The sequence below is a fragment of the Amorphus sp. 3PC139-8 genome (assembly GCF_040750475.1).
In the GTDB taxonomy this organism is placed as follows: domain Bacteria; phylum Pseudomonadota; class Alphaproteobacteria; order Rhizobiales; family Amorphaceae; genus Amorphus.
The window spans coordinates 103,947-129,949 of record NZ_JABJVY010000003.1 but is presented as its reverse complement, the minus strand read 5'-3'; the positions used below and the strand labels follow the sequence as shown (position 1 = coordinate 129,949).

Sequence of the window (26,003 nt, the reverse complement as noted above, 5' to 3'; positions counted from 1 at the left end):
ATATCTTTCGCAATAATAGACTAACAGGCAATAATCCGGTTGCTGTGCAGGCTGGTGGATCTCGGATCTTCTCCGATGGCCGATATTGCCGGTGGCCAGGGGGTGCGGGTTCCAAGTTCGGCAATCCGTCCTATTGGCTTGCTGCAAAACACTTGCTGCAAAACAAATGACTGCCCATGACGGCAGACTTATCCGCATGAAGGGGCGAGCCGAGGAGCACGTGGTGTTTTTTCGGCTTTTGGCGGAAGTGGGGGAGGGGGAAGCGTGCGGATATCGATGGTGTCTGCGGCCAGCGCAGGGCTCGCGGTCTGGTCGATCGGGCTGACGGTTTCGTCGGCGACAGCGGATAGTCCGCAAGCCTTCGATCCGATCGCGTTCGTTGCAGTATCAGGCTGTGATCCGAACAGCTGGAACTACGACCAGCCCGGTTGGGGGTTCAACTGCTCGGTCGACGCCGGATCGGCGGACGCGGGCTACCTCACGGTAACCAACGGCCGGGTGAACCCGGAGTGGCCGCCCGCGACCATGGACATAACGGTTTCCGGGACCGGGGCCATCGCCGGGACGCCCTATGGCTACGCCTTCTCCACGTTCGGCGTAACCGGTGCCGTGGGGTTCAACGTCAGCGACGATGCGACGGCGCCGCCCGCCTATGTCAGCGGGGGAAGCGTGACGATCACCAGCTCCGCCGACATCACCTGGGAAAACGCGATTGCCAGCGACATCTACTTCGCGCCTCCGGCAGGGCAATACGATGACGCGCCCGACTACATCGCCTACGGCGGCGGCGCGCTCGTCGGCCTGTCGATCGGGGCGGAGGGGTTTTCGGAAAAGTCGAAGAACTCGGAGGATCCCAACTTCGACGGAGGTGCCGGCGGAGACATCACCATCACCAACTCCGGAACGATCACCGTCGGTGGCTCGGGCGCATACGTCCCCTACGGCTCGACCACAATTCCCATTGCGCTCAACGCCATCGGAGCCTTCTCGCTGGGCGGTGCCGGCTATGCCGACAAGACCGACAATGTCGATCATGCCGGGACCGGCGGCGCTGGCGGCAGTATTACGGTCACCAACACCGGCACGATCTCGGTGACGAACGTTGGGAGTATCTCGACACACGGGATCTTCGCGATCTCTGAGGGCGGTGTCGGCAGCAACCGGGACGGCTGGGCGGCCAGCGCGGGCGGTGATGGCGGCACTGTTTCGGTGACCAACAGCGGCAGCATTTCCGTGAGCGCGCCGCAGGCCGTCGGGATCGAGGCGCTCTCGATCGGCGGCACCTCGGATTTCGACAACCGCTACGGCGGGGGGCAGGCGTCCGGCGCCGGCAACGGTGGACCGGTCACCGTCGGCATCCAAAGCGGCGGCATCGTGCGCGTGAGTGATGGCATCGGCATCGGTGTCATGGCGATCAGCGCCGGCGGTGATGCGGACAACACCTGGGAGGGAAGCGGCGGCCCGGTGACCGTTACCGTCGACGAGGGGGCGACGATCGACACGACGGACGCGAACAACGGGCTGTCGATCGGCGTCCTGGCGATCAGCGCGGGCTCGATCGGCGATATCGCTCCGTTCGAGACCCAGGCGGTCAACTCGGCCTTTCCGGGGTCACCTGGCTCCGTCAGCGTCACCAACAACGGAACGGTTACGACCTCCGGGTCGATGGCGATCGGTGTCGCGGCGGTCAGTGTCGGCGGCGCAAGCATCGTCACCAATGCCGACACCTCCGCTTCGAACGTTCTGGGCAACGTCGCCGACGGCTTTGGCGGCTTCGATGGGAGCGGCTCGACCATCACCAACACCGGCAGCGTGACCACGCTCGGCCTCGCCGCGCACGGCCTCCTGGCCCAATCGGTCGGGGGTGGTGGTGGTCTTCTCAACATCGAGAGCAACACCGCCGCCATCTCACTCGGCAGCCAGACGACAGGCAGCGGAGGCGGCAACGGCGCCGCTGTTTCGGTGGTAAACTCTGGCAGCGTCACCACCGGCGATGGATCCGGCGGCGGCTATGCGGCCTTCGGGATCGTTGCCCAATCGATCGGCGGCGGTGGCGGTGGGACCTCCGGCGCAGCGACATTCCTCGGCGGTCTCGATGCCGACGGCTCTGGCGGAGGATCCGGCGGCACGGTGACGGTGAAGACCTCCGGCGAGAGCCGGGTCACCACCAAAGACGACACGGCGATCGGTATCCTGGCGCAATCCGTCGGCGGTGGCGGTGGCAATGGTGCGAACTCGTGGGGGCTGGTTGCGGCTGTCGGCGGCCAGGGCGGCAACGGCGGCGCTGGCGGCGACATCGCGGTGACGCTTGCCGACACCGGGGGCGTTATGACGGAGGGCACCTCCGCCGCTGGCGTGATCGCCCAATCGGTCGGTGGCGGCGGCGGCAACGGCGGCTCCGCCGAGTCCTTCGGTTTGATGCTGTCGATGGCGGTTGGCGGCGGCGGTGGCAGTGGTGGCAGTGGCGGTACCATCACCGTCAGCAACGGCACCTTGATCACGACTGCCGCTGACCAGTCCTGGGGTGTGGTGGCCCATTCCGTCGGCGGCGGCGGAGGCTCCGGCGGCGCTGCGTCTGCTTACTCCGCCGGCGTGATCACCGTCGCGCTGGCGCTGGGCGGAACCGGCGGCAACGGCGGCGACGGCGGTGCGATCACGGTAACCAATACCGGATCCATCCTGACGGGCTACGCCGGCAGCACCGCCTATGCCTATTCCGGAGGTGGCCCTGAGACCAATGGCGCCGACGCTCACGGCGTTCTGGCGCAATCGATCGGCGGCGGCGGCGGGGCCGGCGGCTCTGCCACGGCCCGGTCCTTAGGGTTTCCGAGCACCGACATTCCGACCATCACCGTCGATTTCGCGCACGGTGGGAAAGGTGGCGCGGGCGGCGATGGCGGGGAAATCACGCTCACCAACACGGGCACCGTGAAGACGGCCGGCGACGGCGCCGTGGGCCTGTTGGCGCACTCGGTCGGCGGAGGTGGCGGTGCCGGCGGCGATTCCACCGCCGCCGCCTATTCGCTGCAGGGCGGGATCGGGGACATCAACCTGTCCGTGGCCCTCGGCGGGTCGGGCGCCACCGGCGGGTCCGGCGGCAAGCTGACGGTTAGCAACGGTGCTTCGACGAATTGCACCGCTTGCGACGGAGCCATCGAAACCTACGGCGACAACGCGATCGGCATTCAGGCCCAGTCGGTCGGCGGTGGCGGCGGCGCCGGCGGGACCGGCAACGCATCGACATCCGCCGCAAGCCTGGGCAATCTCCTCACCAATGGGACCGGGGTCTCGTTTTCCGCGTCGGCTTCCGTGGGCGGCAGCGGGGGCACCGGCAACCTCGGTGGCGCGGTCACCGTCAGCAACCTGTCGGCAAGCACGATCCTGACCTCCGGCTCGTCCTCCCACGGCATCCATGCCCAGTCGATCGGCGGCGGCGGCGGCAATGCCGGCAGCAGTTCGGCTGGCAGCGGTGCCGGAAAGATCAAGCTCGACGTCAGTGTTGGCGGCAATGGCGGCAGTGGCAACGATGGTGGCGCCGTCACCGTCACCAATGACGGCACCATCACCACGGGCGGCTCCTACACCATGGAGGACGGGACCGTGGTCGCAACCGGCGGCGATGCGATCGGCATTTTCGCCCAGTCCGTCGGAGGGGGAGGCGGAACGGGCGGCGGGACCGACCCGGCCACGACGTTCGGCTTCAACGGCCAGTTCATCAACACCGTCAAATCAGTCGCACAGAAGGGGCTGACCCAGTCGCCGTCACTGTCGATCTCCTATTCCGCCTCCGTGGATGTCGGCGGTAAGGGCGGCGCGGGCGGTGGGGGCGGCGACGTCACCGTCACGAACACGGGCTCGATCACCACCTATGGGCAACGCTCTTATGGCATCGAGGCGCAATCGATCGGTGGTGGTGGCGGCAATGGTGGCTCCGCGACCTCGAACACCTCGTCGACGTGGGCCAAGATCAACTCCGACTTTAACGCCGTCGGCAGCCATATCGCGGCCGCGACGAGCGGCTCGTTCAGCATGTCGTTGGGTGCGAATGTCAGCGTCGGGGGCGTCGCAGGTGCCGGCAGTACTGGCGGGACCGTTCAGGTCACCAACTCCGGGGCGATCACCACCGCCGGCTACGGGGCGCATGCGATCCTGGCGCAGTCGGTTGGCGGTGGCGGCGGTGTTGGCGGTGACGGGACGCCAGGTGTTTCCGGCACGCTGGGTATCGGAGCCGGCTATTCGGCGGCCGGAGGCGACGGCAACTCCGGCGGTGCGGTCACCGTGAGCGAGTCCGGCCAGATCACCGCGGTCGGCGACGATGCGTATGGCATTTTTGCCCAGTCCATCGGCGGTGGCGGCGGCGTAGCCGGTGCGGGGTGCACCAATTCCTCGCCGCAATATTCGAACCTTGGCGTCAAGGCCAGCCAGTGTCTGAACACCAGTCTTTCTGGAACCTCTGAATCCTTCTCAGCGGCGACCGTAAGTCTCGATATCGGCATCGAGTTCAAGGGCAGCTCGGGAATCTATGGGGCTGGCAATACCGTCACGATCGACAAAAGCGCCGGTCGCATCGTCACCGGCGGCGCGCGTGCGATGGGTATCGTCGCCCAGTCGATAGGCGGGGGCGGTGGGCTCGCCGTCGGCTCGAACGACAATATCTCCGACGTGTCGTTCGAAAGCGTATCGGAGACCGGCAACGGGGGTGCGATCGCTCTGACCCTCGGCGAGAGCGCTTCGGTGACAACCTACGGCGATGGGGCGTGGGGCATTTTTGCCCAGTCGATCGGGGCAGGCGGCGGCTTCTTCGGCGACCCATCCTTGTCCTTGAGCTTTGAAGGAGTGAACGTCCTGCCGGTGGTCGACGATTGGAATGCCTCTGGCGGTGACATCACTGTCAATCTTGCCGGCAACATCGCCACCTCGGGCACCAATGCCCATGGTCTGGTCGTTCAGACCAGTGCTGCGGGCAACAGCGGCGGCCTCAGCGTCAACGGGTTCACGGTGCTCGGCGGCGATCTCGGATCGACCCAAAGCACGGCGTACGGCGTGGGTGGGACGATCACCGTCACCCAGACCGGCGGCACGATTTCCGCGAGCGGAAGCGGCGCGGTCGGCATCTTGGCGCAGAGCATCGGTACGATCGAGCAGCAGAGCCAGATCACGATCGATGTCTCCGGCACTGTCCAGGGCGGCGTCGGCTCGAGTGCCGCGGGCATTCTCGTTTCGGGCGGCCTCACCTCCGCCAACGTCGACACGGGAACCCCGGCCAACCAGATCACCATCGAGGCAGGCGGTTCGGTCTCGACCGCCGATGGAGTTTCCGGAATGGCGATCCTGGCCCTGGCCTCCTGGGTCGCGGTCACCAACCAGGGTGACTTGATCGGCAGCATCGGTCTCTACGAAGGCTCGAGCCCCAACACCGGCTTCGCGAACAACACACTCAGCAACACCGGCTTCTTCGCCAGCGGTCCCGTGATCGACGTCGGCGCCGTGATCAACGCCGGCACGCTGTCCGTCGGCGGCGATCGCAACGTCGCAACCTCTGCGTTCGGCGGCGACTTCGAGCAGACCGGTGCCGGCATCCTCACCGTCGACATCAATGCGCTCGGACCTCAAACTGCGGACTTGCTTCAGGTCGCCGGCGAAGCGGATGTCGGCGGGGGCATCAAGACGTTGTCCTCCAACCTGCTGCCGGGCAGTTACACCGTGCTTGAGGCGGGGTCTCTCATCGACGAAGGCTTCACGGGCGTTGCCGCCTCGCTGCTGTTCGACTGGTCGGCCACGTTTGGCGCGACTAACCTTACGATCTCGCCGAATGCCGATTTCACCCCATCTGGGGCCGCGCTGACGACCAACGAGGCCTCGCTGGCGGCCTATCTGCAGCGGACCTGGGACGCCAGCGGCTCCGACAGCTTGGCGCCGCTCTATGGCGCGCTCTCCGACCTCTATACGGGGACGGACTACGCCGCCGCCCTCGACGACATCTCCGGAGAAACGCTGTCCGTCCACGCCAACGATCAGGCGCTCGCCACCCGGATCGGTCTCGACGGCGCGTTCTCCTGTCCGGTGTTCGTGGGCGACGACACGCTCCTCGGCGAAACGTCCTGCATCTGGGGCAAGGCCGAAGGCGGGCTGACCCGCCACGGCACCTCCACCGGCACTCCAGGCTATAAGGAGGACGTCTTCACCCTGCGGGCGGGCGGTCAGGGGGAGGTGGCGCCGGACTGGTTCGTCGGTGGTAGTGCGGCCTACTCGACCACGTCGGCGGATGCCGACGGCCTCGGCGCCGGGAGCGACGGTCAGCGCTTCGACGCCTCGCTGGCGGTGAAGCGGGTGCGGGAAGCCTGGTATTTCGGCCTGGGCGGCAACCTCGGCTATGGCTGGTACGACAACCACCGTCGGGTGAGCATCTACGGCCCGAGCCAACTCGTGACGAGCAGCAGCAATGTCCTGACGGCGGGCGCCCGCGCCCGGGTCCAGTACGAGGTGCCGTTCGCGAACTGGTATCTGCGCCCGCGCGCAGATGTGGATCTGCTGTACGCCCACGTTCCCTCTTACGGGGAGAGCGGCCCGACGGGCGTCACCATGGATGTGCGTGCCCAGAACGAGACCACCGTCGCGTTCGCGCCTTATCTGGAGGTCGGTGGACGGTTCGATCTCGGGCAGGAATGGGTGGTCCGGCCCTATGCCGGCGCCGGTGTGGTCGCGATGACCAATGACACCTGGACCACCGAAGCGAGCCTGAAGGGCGCACCGGCAAGCGCGGGAACGTTCGAAATTGAGAGCGATGTGCCCAACTTGCTCGGCCAGTTCGATCTCGGGGTGCAACTCACACGGGCCGATCGTCTCCAAGCCCGGCTCGAACTCGGCCTGAAGCTCGGCGACGAATATCAGTCCGGCACCGGATCCCTGCGCTTCGGCTTCGAGTTCTAAGCGATCGTTGGCGCGAAAGATCGCTAGAGCATGTCCAGGCCAAGTGGAAACCGGTTGGCCATCCGGACATGCGTCAAAACAAAGGGTTAGAACCGATCGGTGTTTCCGTGAAACGCTGACAGGCTCTAGGGTCATAACCTCAACCCGTTCTGCTTTTCTCGGATGCGCGGAGCGGGCCTGAGTTCTTGTTTCAACGCGTTTCCGGACGGCCGATCGGTTTCCACTTGGCCTTGGAAACGCTCTATTGGGGACGGGCGATAATCATCCAAAGTCAGTCCGGAAGCTGCTGGCAGGCCCGGCGACGCCAAGCCGCCGCCGTCAGGAGCGCGGCATGGCTCCAGGCGAGGTCTTTCGCCGAGGTCTGGTGTCCGTCGGTCTGGTCGAACTGTTCCGACAGCGCGCCAGAGGCCGGCGTAAACGCTCGCACCGTCTCAAGAAAGGCGTCTCCGCGTCGGACGAGGACGACGCACGCCGACGTTCGGCCGCTGCCGTTGGCGACATCGTCGCCGACCGATATCGCCGTGTTGCCGATGCTTCGCTGCAAGAAGTCGAAATTGGCGGCGGCCGCGACGAGGGGCGCTCCGTCCGCGACGCGGGCGGCGAGCCGGAAATGGAATTCGGCGGCGGCAAGCGTTGAGAAATAGAAGGCCCCGCCGCTGACATAGCGATCGCCGGGATAGCGGCCCATGGCCGGTCCGCGAGCGTCGGAACCCTCGCGATTGATCTGGTAGGCGGACGCGAAGTGGTCTTGCAGCCGCAGCATGGTGCCTTGCACGATCGGATCGAGCGGGCTGTGGGGGCCGTGCGTCCGACCGGCATGGAGGACGGCGAAGATCGTGGACATGTCCAACCGCTTGGCCGGGGTGATTCCGGGAGCCGAAAGGCGGCTCGCATACCAGGTGCCATGGTCCGTGCGAAAGCGGTCAAGCCGGGTTTCGAGGGTGGTCGCCGCGTTCGCGAACAGCTCGGTGTCGCCCACACCCAGCGCGCCGAGCCGGGCCGCGCCCTCACGAAGCGCCTGAGCCTGAATCAGATCGACATAATAGTGTCGGCCGGCCTCTTCCTCCCAGATGTCGAAGCTCGGTTCATCGCGCCGCGCGCAGATGAGACGCAGGTCGGCCTCGACGATGCGGAGCAGGTCGGGGTGACACGCGACATCGGCTTCCGGCCACCATCTGAGCAGCGACAATGCGCGCAGCGCCGGACCGTCCATTTGTGGACGCCCCCATTTTGTGACGTCGAGCGTACCGTCCGGGTTGACCCGGGACTCCGCTGCGACGGTCTCGCCACGAACCGCGGCGAGTTCAGCGGCCGGGCGCAGAAAGCGCTGGTGGGCGGGATCGGCGGCAGGAAGGCGGACCTCGGCGCCCTCGATCTCCAGGAGCGCGCTGTTGAAGTGCACATAGTCGCGAAAGGCGCGGTGGGCGGCAGCGGTCCCGCGCTCGGTGGTGAAGCGCAGCGCCTCCATGACGACGGCCGCGTCGCGGAACCAATGGAAGAAATAGTCCGGGTCAGGGTCGTAGTGGGCCGAAACGGGCGAGGCGAGCACGGAGCCCGGCTTGGGCCGGACCTCGAAACCGAAACCGGGCCGGGCGTGGACGAGATCGGTGCGCGAGATCGCCGCCCTTATCGCTGCGCGCGACACTTCTTGCTGACGTTCCAGCCAGCTCGTCAGCTCGTCCACGGCGCCGCAGCCTCCTTCCCCGAAAGATGTGGGCTCTCAAACCCGAGCCGGGCAAGTCCACGCTGCACATCCGGGTCGCTCATGAACAGACGCCAGAGCAGCCCGCTTCGATGGTTCTCGATCATCGCGATGATCGGGCCTTGGTCGATGGCGAGAAAAGTGTCGGCGACCCAGTCGCGATCGTCCGAGAAAGCATCGACGAAGCCGTATCGGCCAAAAATTTGGCTGCCCCGCTCATAGAGGAAGTGTCTGAGCGTCCGCATCGCGAGATCGGGAGCATAGGGGAAGCTGGAAAGCGCCGCGGTGGGCGAGATCGCGCCCGTATCCCGGTCCGGTGCGTGGGCGACATAGCCGTCCGGGTCGTCGCTTGCCGTCAGTCCCCAGCACGCGTCGCCGTAACCGCGGTGGCCGCCGGGATTTTCGCGGCAATAGGCGTGGTTGATCCGCGTGTGGGCAATGTTTTGGGCGAAATAGTCGGCGTAGCGGTCGCTCAGCCCGCGCGGGTCGAGGCCGCAAAAGGAATAGTGCGCGAAAAAGAGAGGTCCGCCGAGGGGAGGCCCGAGTGGCAGCTCGACGCCGTAATAGGTCCGGCCATTGGCGAAGGTCGGGCTGGACGCGAACCCGTGATGATAGACCTCGGGCGCGATCGGATGGGTCGGCGAGGCCGCCGCCAGAACATAGGTGATCAGGCACTCGTTCCAACCGCGGATTTCGTGATTGATGCGGAAGCCGTGGTTGGGGCTCCAGTGCCAAGTCAGCACCGGTTGGCCGCCTCGGGTATGCCACGACCATTCCACGTCGTGCCAGAGCTTCGTGATGCGGGTGCGAAGATCGGTCTCGGTCGCGTCCGGCCTGTCGAAATAGCGCTGCGCCGTCAAAAGCCCCTGGATCAGAAAAGAGGTCTCGACGAGATCGCCGCCATCGTCCTCGGGGCCGAACGGGATGGTCTCCCCGGTTCGCCCGTTCATGAAGTGCGGAAACACGCCATGGTGGGAGCGCGCCGTCTCCAGGGCGAACACCATTCTCGAAAGCCGTTCCAGCGCGGCGGACCGGTCGATCCATCCCCGCTCGGTGGCGACGACGATTGCGAAGATGCCGAACCCGGATCCTCCGATGGCGACGAGGTCGTCGTCGGGAGCCGGATCGGCGGAATTGAGGCAACGGTCCCGCGCCAGCCCGCTCGTCGGGTGAGCGCCTTCCCAGAAGAAGCGGAACGTTTCGCGCTGGACGAACTCCAGCGCGTCCTCGTCCGGACCGGTCGGATCGGGGGCGGCCGCATGCATCATGGCTCTTCCTCTTCGGTCTCTTGCGTGGCAAGCGCGGCCTCAGCGGCGGAAAAGCGCGGCCCTTCGGGGTCGCGGACAAGTTGCAGGGTGCGCTGGAAGAAGCCGTCCGCATCGGTGCGGCCAATATTGATGATCGCCGTTTGCGGCAGCTCGTTGCGCAACGCCTCCAGGATGTGCTTGCTGCCGCGCTCTTCCAGGCCGCGCAGGGCCTGGTCGATCACGATCCATCGTGGCCGGTGCAGAAGCACGCGGGCGAAGGCGATGCACTGCAGCTCCTCGTGGGCAAGCTCCCTGTCCCAGCGCGCGTCGCGGTCAAGCGAGCCTTGGAGGCGCGTCAGCCCGACCTTTTCCAACGCGCCCGCAAGTTCGGCATCGCTGAACGTGTCCGGTGCGGACGGGTAGGCGAGCACCGCCCTGAGCATCGCCGGCGGCGTATAGGGCCGGCGGGGCATGAAGGCGATCTCGTCGTCGGCGGGCAGGCCGATCCGTCCGGACCCCATCGGCCACAACCCCGCGATCGCCCGGAACAGGAAATGGCCTCCGAAACCCGACTCGCCGATGACCTGGACATGGTCGCCGGCATGGATCTCCACGTGTGGCTGGTCGAGCATGATGGTGCCGGCCGGCGTGGTGACCCGGAGCTCGTCGATGACCATCCGGTTGTCGGGATTTTCGACATAGCTGATGGCGTCGGCCTCTCCTTCCTCCAGACGGTCCATGGTCATCACCGCTTCGCGGAAGCTGGCGACACGGCCGAAGGTCGCGCGCCAATCGGCAATGGTGGAGAAGTTGTCGACGGCCCAGCGCAGCGACTGCTGGACCTGATTGAACGCGCCCACGACCACCATGAGCTGGCCGAACGAGAGGTCGCCGCCGAAATAGCCGGGTGCGGCAACCAGGATCGGGGCGATCAGGGTGAACCAGCCATAGCCGGCCGTCACCCATGTCAGGTTCGTCTGGGCGGTCACGATGCGGCGCATCATGGCGAGCACGTCGGACAGCTCCCGGTTCAGCCGGAGCTTTTCGTCGGCTTCGCCACGCGAGAGCGTCACGTCGTCGATATTCTCGTTGAGGCGGACCAGGGCGAAGCGCAACTCCGCCTCCCGGGCGTAGCGCTGGGCGTTGAGCGTGAACAACGGCCGGCCGACGCGGTAGCTGATATAGGAGGCGGTGCCGGCATAGATGAGCGCGCACCAGACCATGTAGCCGGGAATCTTGAAGCTGTTGCCGCCGATCTGGAACACGACGTCTTCGGAAAGGATCCACAAGACGCCGATGAAGCTGACCAGCAACGCGCTTGCCTGAAACAATCCCACTCCGAGATCGGTGGTCAGCTCGGTAAGGTGTTCGGCGTCTTCATGGATGCGCTGATCCGGGTTGGTGCCGATCTCGCCGGCGCCGGCGATGCGGAAGGCGCGGCCGGGCATCAGCCATTGATTGAACAGCTCCTGGACGAGGCCTTTGCGCAGCTTCAGCTTCAGCATCAAATTGAGCCAGCGCTGCGAGACGTTCAGCACCAGGAGCGAGCCAACGATAATTGCGAACACCCCAAGCTGTCGGGTGAACTGGCTGAAATTCTTGTCCGAGAGGGCGTCGTAGAAAGGCTGGTTCCAGGCGTTCAGCCGGATTTGGCCGTAGACGGTCAACAGGATCACGCCGACCAGTCCCGCAACGAGCCATAATATCGGGCGTTTCACCGGCGAGACGAGGAATGCGCGAAACATCGAGACGACTTGCGGGCGAAACTCACTCCAGCGGGGAGCAGCGGGCGGCACGGCAAGCGCTTCGGGCGCATCGGTCATGGTACGCGGGCTCCCAGGCGAGGGGCGGTCATTGCGACGACGTTGGTCGAAAATGCCAATAGGGAAAGAACGTGGCCGATCCGAGATATCGCAAAGGACGGGCAGTGACTGACATCGATGCGCTGATTTCCGCAATGACGCTTTCGGAGAAGCTCGGCCAGCTCACTATGGACGCGGCGGGAGCGACGGTCACGGGTCCCGGCGGCGTGGTGGAGGATCCGAAGGCGCGGGTGCGCGAGGGGCGCGCGGGCAGCCTGCTCAATCTCTGGCATGCGGAAGAAACGGCGACCATCCAGCGGATCGCGGCGAAGGAAAGCCGGCTGAAGATCCCGCTGCTTCTAGGGTTCGATGTGGTGCACGGCCACCGAACCATATTTCCGATCCCGCTCGGGGAAGCGGCGGCGTTCGATCGCGTGCTTTGGGAAGAAACGGCGCGGGTGGCGGCGGAGGAAGCCGCCGAAGACGGACTGCATCTCACCTTCGCGCCGATGCTCGACATCGCCCGCGATCCGCGCTGGGGCCGGATGGCGGAAGGCCCGGGCGAGGATCCGCTCGTGGCGTCGCGCTTCGCCGCTGCCAAGGTTCGCGGCTTCCAGGGCGGTTCGCTGGCCGATCCGACGCGGGTGGCGGCGACGGCAAAACACTTCTGCGCCTACGGGGCGGCGACAGCCGGACGCGATTATGCCTCGGTCGATATCTCCCTGCGCACGCTTCGGGAAGTTTATTTGCCGCCCTTCGAAGCGGCGATCGAGGCGGGCGCCGCGGCCATCATGCCGGCCTTCAACGACATCGCGGGCGTCCCGATGACCGCGCATGCGCCCCTGCTTTCCGGCTGGCTGCGCGGCGAGGCGGAGTTCGACGGGATCGTCGTGAGCGACTATCACGCGATTGCCGAGCTGATGGCCCACGGCGTCGCGGGCGACCTTGCGGAGGCCGCCGCGCTTGCGCTCAAGGCCGGCGTCGACATCGACATGATGGGGTTCGCATACGAGCGTGGACTGCCGGCAGCCCTCGAGCGCGGTCTCGTCGAGCTTGCCGAGATCGAGACGGCGGTGCGCCGGGTGCTGGAGCTCAAGCGTCGGCTCGGGCTGTTCCAGGATCCCTACCGTCGGATCGATCGGAGGGCGGCAAGTGTCGCCGCAGATCGGCGGGCCCTGGCGCGCGAGGCCGCGTGCCGCTCGCTCGTGCTTTTGAAAAATGACGACGATCTGCTGCCGCTGACAGGCGATCTTAAAAGCGTGGCGGTTCTCGGCCCGCTGGCCGCGGCACGGGCCGAGATGCGGGGGCCGTGGTCGGCGGCAGGTGATGAGGACGATCCGGTCACCGTGGTCGAAGGGTTGGAGGCGGCGTTGCCGGCCTGCCGGGTTCTTACGGCATCCGGATGCGGCATCGAGACGGAGGACGCGGATGCACGCGCTCGGGCGCTTGCGCTTTCCGCCGAAGCGGAGCTTGTCGTGCTTTGTCTTGGCGAGGCGGCGACCATGAGCGGCGAGGCCGCAAGTCGGGCCGATCCGTCGCTGCCGGAGGCCCAACGCCGACTGGCGGAGGCCGTGATCGCCACCGGCAAGCCGGTCGTGGTGGTGCTCTTCTCCGGCCGGCCGCTGGTCGCGCCGTGGCTGTTTGCGGGGGCCGTGTGCGTGTTGGCGGCCTGGTTTCCGGGTGCGGAGGCGGGGCACGCGATCGCCGACGTGCTCGTCGGCCGCGTCGATCCGGGCGGCCGCCTGCCGGTCACCTGGCCGCGCGGGGTGGGCCAGATCCCGATCTTCTATGCCCAGCGCCCCTCCGGCCGCCCCGCCAACCCGGTGGATTTCTACACCAGCAAGTATCTCGATGCGCCCGTAGCGCCGCAGTTTCCCTTCGGTCACGGCCTGTCCTACGGCCGATTCCGGATCGAGCAGCTCCAGGTCACACCGAAAGAGTACCGGTCGGTCGACACCATCGAGGTGTCGGTCGCTGTGGTGAACGAGGGCGATCGCGCCGGAGAGGACACCGTCTTCCTGTTCGTCCGAGATTTGGTCGCGAGCATCGCGCGTCCGCTCCTCGAATTGAAGGACTTCGTCCGCGTCGCGCTCGACCCCGGCGAGCGGGACGTGCTGCAGTTCCGCCTGCCGGTTGCCGATCTCGGCTTCCTGGGGCCGGATCTCACGCCGTGCCTGGAACCGGGCACGTTTGAGATCGCGGTCGGACGAAACGCGGATGCCGCTACCCTCCTGCGCACCACCGTTCAGCTTCGTCGTTAGGTCCGAGGGCCATCCCCGAGGAGCGCGCGCCTTGGCTATGTGCAGGGCGCGTCCGGTTTCCGTCGACCGCACGGCAGAGCCTGAACCGGATCAAGCCAATTGGCGCGGTCATCGCTTCTCAAATTGAAGGGCATTTTCAGTTTTGGGGATTCGTTTAAAAACTGGTAATAGTGCTAAAATTGAAATACCGTTTGGGCTAATGGCGGCTTGTCGGCGGAGGAGGTGGCATGGCCCGGATTTGGGATCGGTTTCTGACGGAGCGGGACCGAGAGGTGTTGGAAGCGGCCGGCTACGGCACTTCGGCCGGCTTCGGCGCGCGGCCCGCCTTGCTGGTCGTCGACATCAGCTACGGGTTCACGGGCGACAGGCCGGAGCCGATCCTTCAATCGATCAAAAGGTGGAGCAACTCCTGCGGCGAAGAGAGCTGGGCGGCGATCGAGGTGGTGCGCAAGCTCACCGACGCGTTTCGCGCCAAGCGCCTTCCGGTGATCTACTCGACCGGTTTTGGTCGTGCCGATAGTTGGGATTCGGGGAGTTGGGCCTGGAAGAACAACCGGGTGAGCGAAAGTTCGGCACCCGCGGCCGGCGATCGCGGTGCTAACGAAATCGTCGACGAGCTGGCGCCCCAGTCTCAGGACATTGTCGTTCTCAAGCAGAAGCCGAGTGCGTTTTTCGGAACGAATCTGGCGAGCTACATCAACCTTTTGGGATGCGACAGCCTGATCGTCACCGGCTGTACGACCAGCGGCTGCGTGCGCGCCACCGTGATCGACGCCTTCAGCCTCAACCTGCGTTGTACGGTCGTTGAAGACGGCTGCTTCGATCGGTGCGAGGCGAGCCATGCCGTGACCCTTTTCGACCTCCATTGCAAGTACGCGGACGTGGTGACGGCGGATGCCGTACATGCCTATGCCGGCTGCCTCTCTGACGATCTGTTTCCCAACCTGCCTCGCAGGTGAGGGCGGCGCGCGCGATGTCGGGGCGGACAACGTTCGACTACATCATCGTTGGGGCCGGCTCGGCGGGCTGCGTGTTGGCGGATCGGCTGTCGGCGGGCGGGGAGGCCTCCGTTCTCCTCCTCGAAGCGGGTGGTTGGGACCGGGATCCCTGGATTAAAATCCCGATTGGCTGGGGCCAGATCATGCAGCGACGGCTGCACGATTGGGGCTACGATTCCGAGGTCGATCCGGCGGTTGGCGGGCGCACCATGGAATGCATGCGCGGGCGCGTGATCGGCGGTTCCTCGTCGATCAACGCGATGGCCTATGTGCGCGGCAATCGGGCGGACTATGACCGCTGGGCAAGCTACGGCCTGCCGGAGCTGGCCTACGAGCGCGCGCTGCCGGTGTTCAAGCGCCAGGAGCGCTGGGCGGGCGGCGAAAGCGCCTATCGCGGCGGTAGCGGCGGGCTGCGCACCTCGCCCGCGACCTACGGCGACCCCCTGGCCGCCGCCTGCCTGGAGGCCGCGGAAGCGGCCGGCTATCCGCGGACCGACGACTATAATGGCGAGCGGCAGGAAGGCTTCGGGGTCCTCCAATCGACGATCGGTAGCGGGCGCCGCTGCAGTGCGGCCGACGCATTCTTGCGCCCGGCCCTGGAGCGGGCAAATTTGCACGTCATTACCGGTGTCTTCGCGACCAAGATTGGCTTTGAGGGCGATCGCGCCGTCTCGCTGTCCGTCGTGCGGCGGGGCAGGGCGGAGGTGGTGCGCGCCGAGCGGGAGATCATTCTGTCAGCCGGCGCGATGAATACGCCGCAGCTCCTGATGTTGTCGGGGATCGGCGACCCAGCGGAGCTTGGTCGGCACGGGATCGACACCCGCATCGCTCTGCCTGGTGTCGGAAAGAATTTGCAGGATCACGGGAGCGTCGCGGTCGAATATGAGCGCGCCGATCCTGGACCTTTCGTGCGCCACATGCGCGCCGATCGCCTGACGTTCAGTTTGGCTGAGGCCTATCTCTTCGGTAAAGGCTTCGCGACCGATCTGCCGAGTGGTTGGGCCGCTTTTCTGAGGACTCCGTCCGCCGGCGCGGTGCCCAACGTCCAGCTCATTTTCCGTGCAGTGCCGATCGAGGCACGACCTTGGTTTCCAGGGATCCGAAAGCCCTTTGTCGATGGCTTCGCGATTCGCTCCGTTGTGCTGCGGCCCGAAAGCCGGGGAAGGATCGCGCTGCGCTCGGCGGACCCGCGCGACAAGGTGCGGATCCGGCAAGGTTTGCTCCAGAGCGAAAACGACAAGCGCGTGATCGCGGAGGGGCTGGCGATCGCCCGCGATGTCGCGAACCAGCCGGCCATGCGTGGCTTCGTCGGACGCGAACTGGAGCCCGGACCCGATAACTGGACGCCCGACGGACTGAACCAGCACATCATGCAGCGAGCCGCGACGGCCCATCACCCGGCCGGCACCTGTCGCATGGGCGGCGGAGAAGGGGACCACCTGGTTCTCGATCCGGAATTTCGCGTGCGCGGCGCCCGCTCGCTGCGGGTCGTGGATGCCTCCGCATTCCCGGATTTGGTTGGCGGCAACATCAACGCGGCCGTGCTCATGATGGCCGATCGGGCAGCCGACGTCATTCTCGGCAAGAACGGCGAACACACCTCATAGTTGGATTTGACGTCTATCTTAAAAGTGGGATCTTTTCGGCCAGAGATCCAAAGTTGATGGTTTGTACAAAAAATTTGACGCTTTTCTCGGCCTCCCCTATCGTGCCCTGAACAGTTTTAAAGCTGGGCTCATTTTTGGGCAGCGACAATAGACCAGGGGAACCGACATGAAGTTTTTGAAGTCCATTCTCATCGCGTCCGCGCTGGTGTTGCCGGCGCTTCCGGCAGCGGCGAAGGACTACCGCCTGCTGTCGAGCTGGGACGGCAATTACGCCTACAATCCCTATATTCTCGATCCGTTCGTGGAGGAGCTGAAGGCGGCCACCGACGGGCGGATTAGCATCACGGTCAGCGGCCCGGAGACGGTTCCCCCATTCGAGCAGCTCGAGCCGGTGGGTGCCGGCGTGTTTCAATTTCTGTTCACTCACGGCGCCTACCACTTCGGCACCACGCCGGTGATGCTCGCAGCCGACGCGCTGCAGGGAGACCTCACCAAGGTGCGCGAGTCCGGCATCTTCGATGAGATGGACAAGCTCTACGCCAAATATAATTTGAAGCTCGTCATGCTGCCGGTGACGCCGGAAGGCGCCTACCACATCATCCTGCGCGATCCGGTCAACGACGAAGGCAACCTCGAAGGCCGTAAGGTTCGCGGTAGCCTGACCTACAAGGGCGTGATCGAGATGCTCGGCGGCGTCCTGGTGGTGATGCCGCCCGCGGAGATCTACACCGGTCTCGAAAAGGGTGTCATCGACGGCGCGGCTTGGCCGATTATCGGCGCGCTCGACTACAACTGGTACGAGGTCGCTCCCTACCTCCTGCGCCCGGGCTTCGGCGTAAACTACGAGCCGATCTTCATGAATCTCGACGCCTGGAACGCGCTGAGCGAGGAAGATCAGAAGGCCATCATGGAGGTGTCTCGGAAGATCGAGGACTCCTGGTTCGTCGATGCGCCGAAGGTTTGGAAGGAAGAGGAGGACGAGCTCAAGGCGCGCGGTATGCAGGTGACCGAGATGGGCGAGGACGAGCAGGCGAAGCTCGCCGAAGCCTGGACGACCTCGCTGTGGCAAATGGCCGAAGAAAAGGACCCCGAGGCCGCTTCGGCGCTGCACGACTTTGCCCGCAGCCAAGGCATGGCCGACTGATGAAGGGCGAGCGGCGCCTTGCCTGGCCGGCGCGCGTCCATGATGCGATCACGCTCGTCGGCTACATAGGCGCCGTCGTCTGCCTGGTCGTCATCGTTAGCGCTTATTCCTACGAGGTGGGAGCCCGATATTTCTTCGCGGCCCCCACCACCTGGGCCTCCTCGCTCGTCTCCTACATGCTGGTGTTGATGGTTTTCCTCGTCATGCCGGAACTGACGCGGGCGCGGAGCCACATCTTCATTTCCATTCTGCTCGATTCCATGCCGGCCCGGCGGGCTCTCTGGTTCCAGCGCGTCACATTTGTGGTGGCCGCGTTTGCCTGCCTGCTGGCGTCCTGGTTTTGCTTCGACGCCACGGTGCAGCAATTCATGCGCGGTATCTCGACGGTCAACGAATGGGGCATGCCGAAGTGGCTGCTCTCCTGGGCAATTCCCTACGGGCTGTTCTCCGCGAGCATCTACTTCCTGCGGCACGCGGCCACTCTGACATCCTATCAGACCTCCGAGGCCGTATAGATGGACTGGTGGGTGACGTTGCTTCTGGGCGTGGGAATTCTGCTCGCGCTTTTGTTCGTCGGGATGCCGATCTTCGTGGCGTTCCTGATCCTCAACGTCGTCGGCGTGCTATGGTTGATCGGACCGTCCGGCTTCGGGATGTTCGCCAACAGCATCTTCACGACGGCGTCGACCGGCAGCCTTGCCGCGGTGCCTCTCTTCATCCTGATGGGGGAAGTGCTGTTTCGATCAGGCGCGATGGAGGTTTTGCTCGCATCGCTCGATCGCCTGGTCGGCAATATTCGCGGACGCCAGTACGTCCTGTGCATTCTGCTGTCGGCGATCTGCGGGGCACTGGCGGGCGCGGCGATGGCCGTCGCCGGACTGCTCGGCCGCTCGCTCTACCCGACCATGCAGGAGCGTGGCTACGACACGCGGCTGTCCGCCGGCACGATCCTCGGCGGCGCGAGCCTCGATCCGATCATCCCGCCGAGCGTGCTTGCCATCATCATCGCCTCGCTGGCCAAGGTGTCGACCGGCGAACTCCTTATGGCCGGGCTCGTGCCGGGTCTGCTTCTGATGGCGTTGTTCCTAGTCTACGTGCTCGTCCGCGTGAAGCTCAATCCGGCGCTGGCGCCGGATCTGTCGGAAGACCTTAGGAACCCCGAGACCAAGGGCAGCGCCTTGGTCGCCTTCCTGCGCATGCTGCCGGTGTCGCTGATCTTTCTTACCGTCGTCGGCTTCATCATGATGGGGGTCGCCACCCCCACCGAAGCGGCGGCCACCGGCGTCGTCGGGTCGCTGGTCCTTGCTGCGGCGTATCGCGGGCTCAGCTTCGACATGCTGCGTCTGTCGCTTCTGTCCGGCGTCCGCGTCGCGGGCATCATGCTGGCGATCATGGCGTGCGCGACGATGTTCAGCCAGCTTCTCATCTTTTCGGGCGCATTGGGGCGGCTCGGCGATTTCGTCCTGCATCTCGACCTGTCGCACTACGCGATGCTTTTGGTGCTGCTCGCGCTGCCGTTCGTTCTCTTCATGTTCCTCGATCAGATCTCGGTGTTGATGGTGCTGGTGCCGCTCTATCAGCCGATCATCGGGCATTACGAGTATGACGGCATCTGGTTTTGGGCGCTGGTTCTCATCGTTGCGACGGTCGGCGGCATCACCCCGCCGTTCGGCTACACGCTTTACGCCTTCAAGAGCGCCGTGCCGACGATCGAGACCAAGCTGTTGTTTTCGGCCGCCTGGCCATTTGTCTGGATCATCGTGGCCGGCATGGCGCTGATGGCTCTCTTTCCCGAGCTCATCACCTTTGTGCCCAGTCTTATGCGCGGATAGCCGACGGTCATCCGCCGTCCTCGCCGGATCCCGTTTCCGGACGGCGAACCGGTTTCGACTTTGCCTGGAAACACTCCAGTCCGTTTCGAAAATGCGCCCCGACCGCGTCCGCGACAGGAGCGTTGAAGGAAGCAGGAATGTCTCAAGTCCGATTTGTCGACACCACCGTTCGCGACGGTCAGCAGAGCCTGTGGGCGACCAATATGCGCACCGAGATGATGCTCCCGGCGCTGCAGCATCTCGACAAGGCTGGGTTCGAGGCAATCGAGATTCATGCCAACAGCTTCGAAAAGAAGATGGTGCGGGAGTTGCGCGAAGACCCCTTCGAGCGGCTGCGCAAGGCGCGGGAAACCACGAAGAACACGCCGCTGAGGATCATTCGCGGCCGCTATCTGACGTCGTTCCAGATCGCGCCGCGCAGTCTCGAAGCGCTTTGGTACGAGTTGCTCGGCAGTTACGGCATTCAGGAGGTGCGCACCTCCGATTCCTCTCACACCGTCGACTATTGGAAATGGCACGTGGAGGAGGCGCGCAAGTCGGGCGTCAAGACGATCCTCAATCTGATCTTCTCGATCTCGCCGCGCCATACCGACACCTATTACGCCGAAAAGACCCGTCAGGCGGTGGCGCTGAAGCCCTACCGGATCTGCCTCAAGGATCCCGGCGCGCTGCTCACTCCGGCGCGTCTTCAGACCCTCGTTCCGGCGATCCTGAAAGAGGCCGGCGACGCGACGGTGGAGTTCCACACCCACTGCAACACCGGGCTTGGTGGGTTGTGCACGCTGGAAGCCATCAAACTCGGCATCGCGACCGTGAATACCGCCATTCCGCCGATGGCGTACGGGTCTTCCAATCCCTCCACGTTTGAGGTGGCGCGCAACGCCCGCACCCTCGGCTACGAAACGATGCTCGATGAGACTTGCCTGCCGCCGGTCGAAGAACACCTGCGCGCGGTTGCCGAGCGCGAGGGATGGCCGGTCGGCGAGCCCCAGTCCTATGACGCGGCCCACTACATCCATCAGGTGCCGGGCGGGATGATCTCCAATCTGCGCTTCCAACTCGGCAACGCCGGGCTGACCGACAAGTTGCCGGAGGTGCTGGAGGAGATCGGCCGGGTCAGAGCGGACTTCGGCTACCCGATCATGGTCACCCCCTACTCGCAATTCATGGGCGCACAGGCGGTGATGAACGTGATCGCCGGCGAGCGCTACAAGACCGTCTCCGACGAGATCATCCAATATGCGCTCGGCTTCTGGGGCGAGGACGAGCGCGACGCGATCGATCCGGACGTGCGCGACCGCGTGCTCCATCGTCCGCGCGCCCGGCAGATGGCCGAGCGCCCGCCGGAAGAACCTTCGCTCGCCGAACTGCGCCGGCGCTACGGCGGTCCGGGCCTCTCCGATGAAGAGATGATGCTGAGGATTTTCACCGACGAGGAGTCGGTGGCGAGGATGCGCGCCTCGGCGGGCAGCACAACGAGCCTGCGGTCGCGGCGTGGAATTGCCGGCCTCTTGGAAATGCTCTCCCAGCACGAGCGGATCGGCTTCTTCCGCATGGAAACCGAGGGAATGACGATGACGTTGAAGGCAAGCGGAGCCCCCGCCAAACGGACGGCAGAGGAGGCTGCGCGATGACCGGCAAGTTCGACGCGCTGAGCGAAGACGACATCTCCAAGATCAGCGAGATCGTTGGTGTCCTCGATAAGTCCGGCTTCGACTATCTCACCTTGGAGCTTGCCGGCTTCAAGATCACGGTGGGCACGGGAGCGGCCATTCCAGAAGGCGCCCCGGAGCCAGCCGTTTCCTCCGGTGGAACATCTGCTGCCGCGCCTGCGCCCGCCGCTCTGGCACCTGCGGCGGAGGGAGCAACGCCCGCGGCGCCTGCACCCGCCGCTGCGCCCGCGGCCGCCGCGCCGTTGGAAGAGGGGCTGATCGACGTCGTTGCGACCACGATGGGAACCTTCTATGCGCGGCCGGACCCGCAATCGGAGCCGTTCATTGCGGTCGGGTCGACGGTTACGCCGGACACTTCCGTCGGGCTGATCGAAGTGATGAAGCTCTTCAACGCGGTCACTGCCGGTGTCGATGGCGTCGTCATCGAGATCTGCGTGGGCGATGCCCAACTCGTCGAATATGGGCAAGTGCTGTGCCGCGTGCGTCCGGCCGAATGACCGGGAAAGCCGCGCAATGAGCATCCGGCGAGTATTGATCGCCAACCGTGGTGAGATCGCGGTTCGCATCATCCGGGCGTGCCAAGGGCTCGGCATCGAGAGCGTGCTTGCCGTGTCCGAGGCCGATCGCGACAGTCTCGGGGCCAAAATCGCCGACCGTGCCATCTGCGTCGGCCCTCCCTCGCCCACGGCGAGCTACCTCCAGGCGAAGACCATGGTCGCTGCCGCCCTCGGTACCGGATGCGATGCGCTGCATCCCGGCTACGGCTTCCTGGCCGAGTCGCCGGAGCTCGCCCAGCTATGCCTGGACAATGGCGTGATCTTCGTCGGGCCGAAACCCGAGCAGATCCGCAGCATGGGCAACAAGATCGAGGCGCGCCGGCTCGCCGAAGAATATGAGATTCCGACGCTTCCCGGATCCACCCGCGTGGCGAGCTATGAGGAGGCGCGGTCGGTCGTCGACGACATCGGCCTGCCGGTGATGATGAAAGCGGCTGCCGGCGGCGGCGGTCGCGGCATGAAGATCGTCACCGAAATCGGTCAGTTGAAAGATCAGATCGCCTGGGCCAGCTCGGAGGCCGGGGCGGCATTCGGCGATAGCACCCTCTATCTAGAGAAATTCATCGCCAACGCCCGCCACGTGGAGGTTCAGATTCTGGCCGACACATACGGCAATGTCATTCATCTTGGCGAACGCGACTGCTCGCTGCAGCGTCGGCACCAGAAGATGGTCGAGGAAGCGCCGGCCCCGAACCTGTCCGACGACCTGCGTGAGGAAATCCGCGCCGCCGCTGTGCGTTTGGCGAGCCGGTTCGGATACCAGAATGCCGGCACCGTGGAGTTCATCCTCGATCAGGACGAGGGACGCTTCTACTTTCTCGAAATGAACACCCGCATCCAGGTGGAGCATCCGGTCACCGAAACCATCACCGGGATTGACCTCGTCGAGGAGCAGTTCCGCGTGGCCAGCGGAGAAAAGCTCCGCTTTGCCCAGGATGAGATCGTCTTTCGCGGCCACGCGATCGAATGTCGGGTGAATGCGGAGATGCCGGCGGAAGGCTTCCGGCCGAGCCCCGGCCGCATCACGGCCTGGGAGCCTCCGCAGGCTCCCTATATCCGGCTCGATAGCCACTGCGACGAGGGCTACGTCGTGCCGATCTTCTACGATTCCATGATCGCCAAGTTGATCGTCTATGGCGGGGACCGGTCCGAAGCGATCGAGCGGATGCGGCGTGCCCTGCGACGTTTCCAGATCGAGGGTCCGGCCACGACGCTGGCTTTCCAGCATCGACTTCTGAGCGAACCGGATTTCCAGGACGGGACCATGACCACCTCCCTGGTCGACCGGCTGGTCTCGGAGAATGGGGGAGGGGTGGCGTCGTGAGCTGCTGCGTTTCAAATCAGTCCGTGATCGTCACGGGAGCCGCGAGCGGTATCGGGAAGGCGTGTGCAACCTACCTTCTGGAAGGTGGCAACCGCGTTCTTGCCGTTGATCTCCGGCAGGCCGACCTCAATGCGGCGTTTCCTGCGCCGAGCCCGGCATTGCGCACGCTTGCGGCCGACATCTCCGACACAGAGACTTGCGCGGGCATCGTGTCGACGTCGGTCGAAGTGTTCGGCCGCGTCGATGGGCTGATCCACTGGGCCGGGCGGCACTCCATCAAAACCTGGGACGAGCTGACGGCAGAGGATTTCGACGCGCTGCTGCGCGTGAACGTCACCGGCTCCTTCCTGATTGCGCAGGCGGTCGCGCGCCGGCTGATCGCGCAAGGCGAGGGCGGCGCGATCGTCCTCACAGGCTCCACGGCCGTGATCCATGCGCCGATCGGCGGTACCGCGGGCAATGGCGGCCCGGCCTACGTCACCTCCAAGGCGGCGATCGGCGGCATGGTGCGCACGCTCGCCCGTGCCCTCGGGCCGCACAACATTCGCGTGAACGGCGTCGCCCCGGGCGTCACCGAAACCCCCATGATCTCCAACTATGCGCAGTCGAGCCGCGCGCTGCAGATCGAATCGTCGCCATTCGGGCGGATCGGCTCGGCGGAAGAGGTCGCCGAGGCCGGCTGCATGCTGATCAGCGCAGCGTCGCGCTACGTGTCTGGCGAGATGCTCATCGTCAACGGCGCAACCAGCTTCGGCTAGAGGCTGTCCGAGCGGGGCCGTCCTGGCCGGAAAAATGTGGCCGCTCCAAAGTCTTGAGCGGTTCGTGCCGGTTCCCGTGGGTCCGATTGGAACCATGCGCGCGACATGTGTCGGGCCATTTATCAGGGAGTAAAGGATGAGGGTCGGGAAACAGGACAACGCGTTCAGTGCGATCTGCACGTCGGACGCTCATTCGATCAACGTGCGCGGCAAGGAGCTCAGCCACGAGTTGATCGGGTGCGTCGACTTCACCAGCTATTTCTTCTTTCTGCTGACCGGCCGGATGCCCGCCGACAATCAGCGCGCGATCCTCGACGCGGTGCTGGTCGCGATCGCCGAGCACGGCTTGGTGCCGAGCAACCAGGCGGCGCGAATGACGCTTGCCGCTGCCCCCGATGCGCTGCAGGGCGCCGTTGCCGCGGGCATCCTCGGCTGCGGGTCGGTCGTGCTTGGAAGCTCGGAGGCTTGCGGACGGTTTCTGTCGGGTGTCCTCGAAACGGCAAAGGACACGGGACAGCCGGTCGAGGCGGCCGCGCGCGCAGCGCTTCAGGAGCTTCGGACGGCCCGCAAGCCGGTGCCCGGCTTCGGCCATTCGCAGCACAAGGAAGGCGACCCTCGGGCGATCCGGCTGCTTTCGCTTGCCCGTACGAACGGCGTAGCAGGCTCGCACGTGGCGCTGATCGAGACCCTGTCCGAGCTTGTTCCGGAAATCTGGGGGCGCGATCTCCCGTTGAATGTTTCCGGCGCCATCCCCGCCGTCATGCTGGATGCCGACTTTCCACTCAATGCTCTCAAGGGCATCCCGATCCTGGCGCGCACGGCCGGGCTGATCGCTCATCTTAACGAGGAAATGAGCCGCTCCATCGGCTTCATCCTGGCCGGAAACGCGACGACGACGATCGGCTATGACGGGCCGGCGCTTGCCGGAGCCTCCACCGAAGGAGACCGCTGAGATGGTGCCGGTGCTCAAGGGGATTCGGGTCCTCGAACAGGGCAATTTCATCACCGGCCCCGCCGCCGGCATGATCCTGGGCGATCTCGGCGCCGACGTGATCAAGGTCGAACGGCCGGGAGTGGGCGACCCTTTCCGATCCTTCAAAGGCGGGCTCTACAGCCCACACTTCCAGGCCTACAATCGCAACAAGCGCTCGATCGCTCTCGACACGACGAAAGTGGACGAGCTGGAGATCTTCGACGAGTTGATCCGGCAATCGGACGTCTACATCCAGAACTTCCGCCCCGGTGGCGCGGAGAAGTTGGGCGTTGGCGCGGAACGCCTGCGTGCCATCAACCCGAAACTGATCTACTGCGCCATCAGCGGCTTCGGTGCCTCGGGTCCGTATGCCGGGCGTCCCGCCTATGACACCGTTGCCCAGGCCGTTAGCGGCTATCTGCACCTGCTCGTCAATCCGGAAAATCCGCGTGTGGTCGGCCCCGCCATCGCGGACGCTACGACCGGCTTCTACGCCGCCTTCGGCGTCTTGGGCGCACTGCACGAACGCAACAGCACCGGCGCCGGCAGGCTCGTCGAGGTCTCGATGCTGGAGGCGATGTGTCACTTCAACATCGATGCTTTTACGCATTATTTCGCCACCGGCGATGTCATGGGACCGTACAGCCGGCCGAGCGCGTCCCAGTCCTACGTTTTGGAATGTGCCGACGGGAAATGGATCGCGCTGCACATGTCGTCGCCCCCGAAATTCTGGGAGGGGCTGGCGAAGGTGATCGAGCGCCCGGATTTGTTCGACGATCCGCGCTTCGCCGATCGTGTGGCTCGGATCGAAAACCATGGGGCGCTGACGGCGGCGCTGGCCGTCGAGTTCGTGAAGCGGCCGCGGGGAGAATGGTGCGCGCTGCTGGAGGCCGAGGACGTCCCCTTCGCGCCCGTCTATCACACCGACGAGGTGTTGCAGGATCCGCAAGTGCGCCATCTCCAGATCGAGACCAGCGCCATGCATCCGACCGAAGGCGCGTTCCACTCGGTCCGCAATCCGATCGTCTACGACGCCGATCGCGCCGCCCTGGCGGAGGCGCCGCCGGTGCTCGACGAGCACCGGGAGGAGATCCTCAAAGAGCTGCGTCGTCTTCCTTAGAGGTTTCTATGGACTTGGAATAGAAGCCGCGTCGGGGAGAGCGGCGCGGACAACAGGAGAAAGGCGATCCGAATA

At 65.2% G+C, this 26,003-nt stretch carries 16 protein-coding genes; 13 read left to right on the top strand and 3 right to left on the bottom strand.

Annotated elements, in window-relative coordinates; translation table 11 throughout:
* Positions 1-264: 264 nt before the first annotated feature.
* The gene (locus HNS03_RS04515) at positions 265-6,930 is read left to right on the top strand and encodes a hypothetical protein (RefSeq protein WP_367193444.1); all 6,666 of its coding nucleotides are present in this window, start codon (positions 265-267) and stop codon (positions 6,928-6,930) included.
* Between the two features lie 271 nt (positions 6,931-7,201).
* On the opposite strand, the gene HNS03_RS04510 is transcribed toward HNS03_RS04515, so the two are convergent.
* The 3 genes from HNS03_RS04510 to HNS03_RS04500 are packed head-to-tail and all read right to left on the bottom strand — an operon-like array spanning position 7,202 to position 11,702.
* Positions 7,202-8,614 (bottom strand): glycoside hydrolase family 15 protein, encoded by a 1,413-nt coding sequence (locus tag HNS03_RS04510; RefSeq protein WP_367193443.1) that lies wholly within the window; start codon positions 8,612-8,614, stop codon positions 7,202-7,204.
* Positions 8,602-9,900, bottom strand: a complete 1,299-nt coding sequence (locus HNS03_RS04505) for a glucoamylase family protein (RefSeq protein WP_367193442.1) — start codon at positions 9,898-9,900, stop codon at positions 8,602-8,604. Before HNS03_RS04505 ends, HNS03_RS04510 begins: the two co-directional genes overlap by 13 nt.
* Positions 9,897-11,702 carry an ABC transporter ATP-binding protein/permease gene (locus HNS03_RS04500; protein WP_367193441.1) on the bottom strand — a complete coding sequence of 602 codons (1,806 nt, stop codon included), beginning with the start codon at positions 11,700-11,702 and terminating at the stop codon, positions 9,897-9,899. Before HNS03_RS04500 ends, HNS03_RS04505 begins: the two co-directional genes overlap by 4 nt.
* Positions 11,703-11,806: 104 nt before the next feature.
* On the opposite strand from HNS03_RS04500, the gene HNS03_RS04495 reads away from it, so the two are divergent.
* From HNS03_RS04495 to HNS03_RS04440, 12 genes are all read left to right on the top strand, one after another.
* Positions 11,807-13,942 (top strand): glycoside hydrolase family 3 N-terminal domain-containing protein, encoded by a 2,136-nt coding sequence (locus HNS03_RS04495; protein WP_367193439.1) that lies wholly within the window; start codon positions 11,807-11,809, stop codon positions 13,940-13,942.
* Between the two features lie 227 nt (positions 13,943-14,169).
* Positions 14,170-14,901 carry an isochorismatase family protein gene (locus tag HNS03_RS04490; RefSeq protein ID WP_367193437.1) on the top strand — a complete coding sequence of 244 codons (732 nt, stop codon included), beginning with the start codon at positions 14,170-14,172 and terminating at the stop codon, positions 14,899-14,901.
* Positions 14,902-14,915: 14 nt separating this feature from the next.
* On the top strand, positions 14,916-16,547 hold the full coding sequence (locus HNS03_RS04485; RefSeq protein ID WP_367193435.1) for a GMC family oxidoreductase: 1,632 nt from the start codon (positions 14,916-14,918) through the stop codon (positions 16,545-16,547).
* A gap of 166 nt (positions 16,548-16,713) precedes the next feature.
* The gene (locus HNS03_RS04480; RefSeq protein ID WP_367193433.1) at positions 16,714-17,691 is read left to right on the top strand and encodes a TRAP transporter substrate-binding protein; all 978 of its coding nucleotides are present in this window, start codon (positions 16,714-16,716) and stop codon (positions 17,689-17,691) included.
* Complete coding sequence (locus HNS03_RS04475) at positions 17,691-18,206, top strand: TRAP transporter small permease (RefSeq protein ID WP_367193431.1); 516 nt, start codon at positions 17,691-17,693, stop codon at positions 18,204-18,206. The genes HNS03_RS04480 and HNS03_RS04475 overlap by 1 nt, the downstream gene beginning before the upstream one ends.
* Positions 18,207-19,523, top strand: coding sequence for a TRAP transporter large permease subunit (locus tag HNS03_RS04470; protein ID WP_367193429.1), 1,317 nt, complete (start codon positions 18,207-18,209; stop codon positions 19,521-19,523).
* Positions 19,524-19,660: 137 nt separating this feature from the next.
* Entirely contained in the window at positions 19,661-21,157 is a 1,497-nt protein-coding gene (locus HNS03_RS04465; RefSeq protein ID WP_367193427.1) for a hypothetical protein, read from the top strand.
* The gene (locus HNS03_RS04460; protein WP_367193426.1) at positions 21,154-21,693 is read left to right on the top strand and encodes an acetyl-CoA carboxylase biotin carboxyl carrier protein subunit; all 540 of its coding nucleotides are present in this window, start codon (positions 21,154-21,156) and stop codon (positions 21,691-21,693) included. The genes HNS03_RS04465 and HNS03_RS04460 overlap by 4 nt, the downstream gene beginning before the upstream one ends.
* A gap of 16 nt (positions 21,694-21,709) precedes the next feature.
* Complete coding sequence (locus HNS03_RS04455) at positions 21,710-23,077, top strand: acetyl/propionyl/methylcrotonyl-CoA carboxylase subunit alpha (protein WP_367193425.1); 1,368 nt, start codon at positions 21,710-21,712, stop codon at positions 23,075-23,077.
* The gene (locus tag HNS03_RS04450) at positions 23,074-23,835 is read left to right on the top strand and encodes an SDR family NAD(P)-dependent oxidoreductase (protein ID WP_367193424.1); all 762 of its coding nucleotides are present in this window, start codon (positions 23,074-23,076) and stop codon (positions 23,833-23,835) included. Before HNS03_RS04455 ends, HNS03_RS04450 begins: the two co-directional genes overlap by 4 nt.
* Before the next feature lie 136 nt (positions 23,836-23,971).
* Positions 23,972-24,787, top strand: coding sequence for a citryl-CoA lyase (locus HNS03_RS04445; RefSeq protein WP_367193423.1), 816 nt, complete (start codon positions 23,972-23,974; stop codon positions 24,785-24,787).
* Between the two features lies 1 nt (position 24,788).
* The gene (locus HNS03_RS04440; RefSeq protein WP_367193421.1) at positions 24,789-25,928 is read left to right on the top strand and encodes a CaiB/BaiF CoA transferase family protein; all 1,140 of its coding nucleotides are present in this window, start codon (positions 24,789-24,791) and stop codon (positions 25,926-25,928) included.
* Positions 25,929-26,003 lie beyond the last annotated feature (75 nt).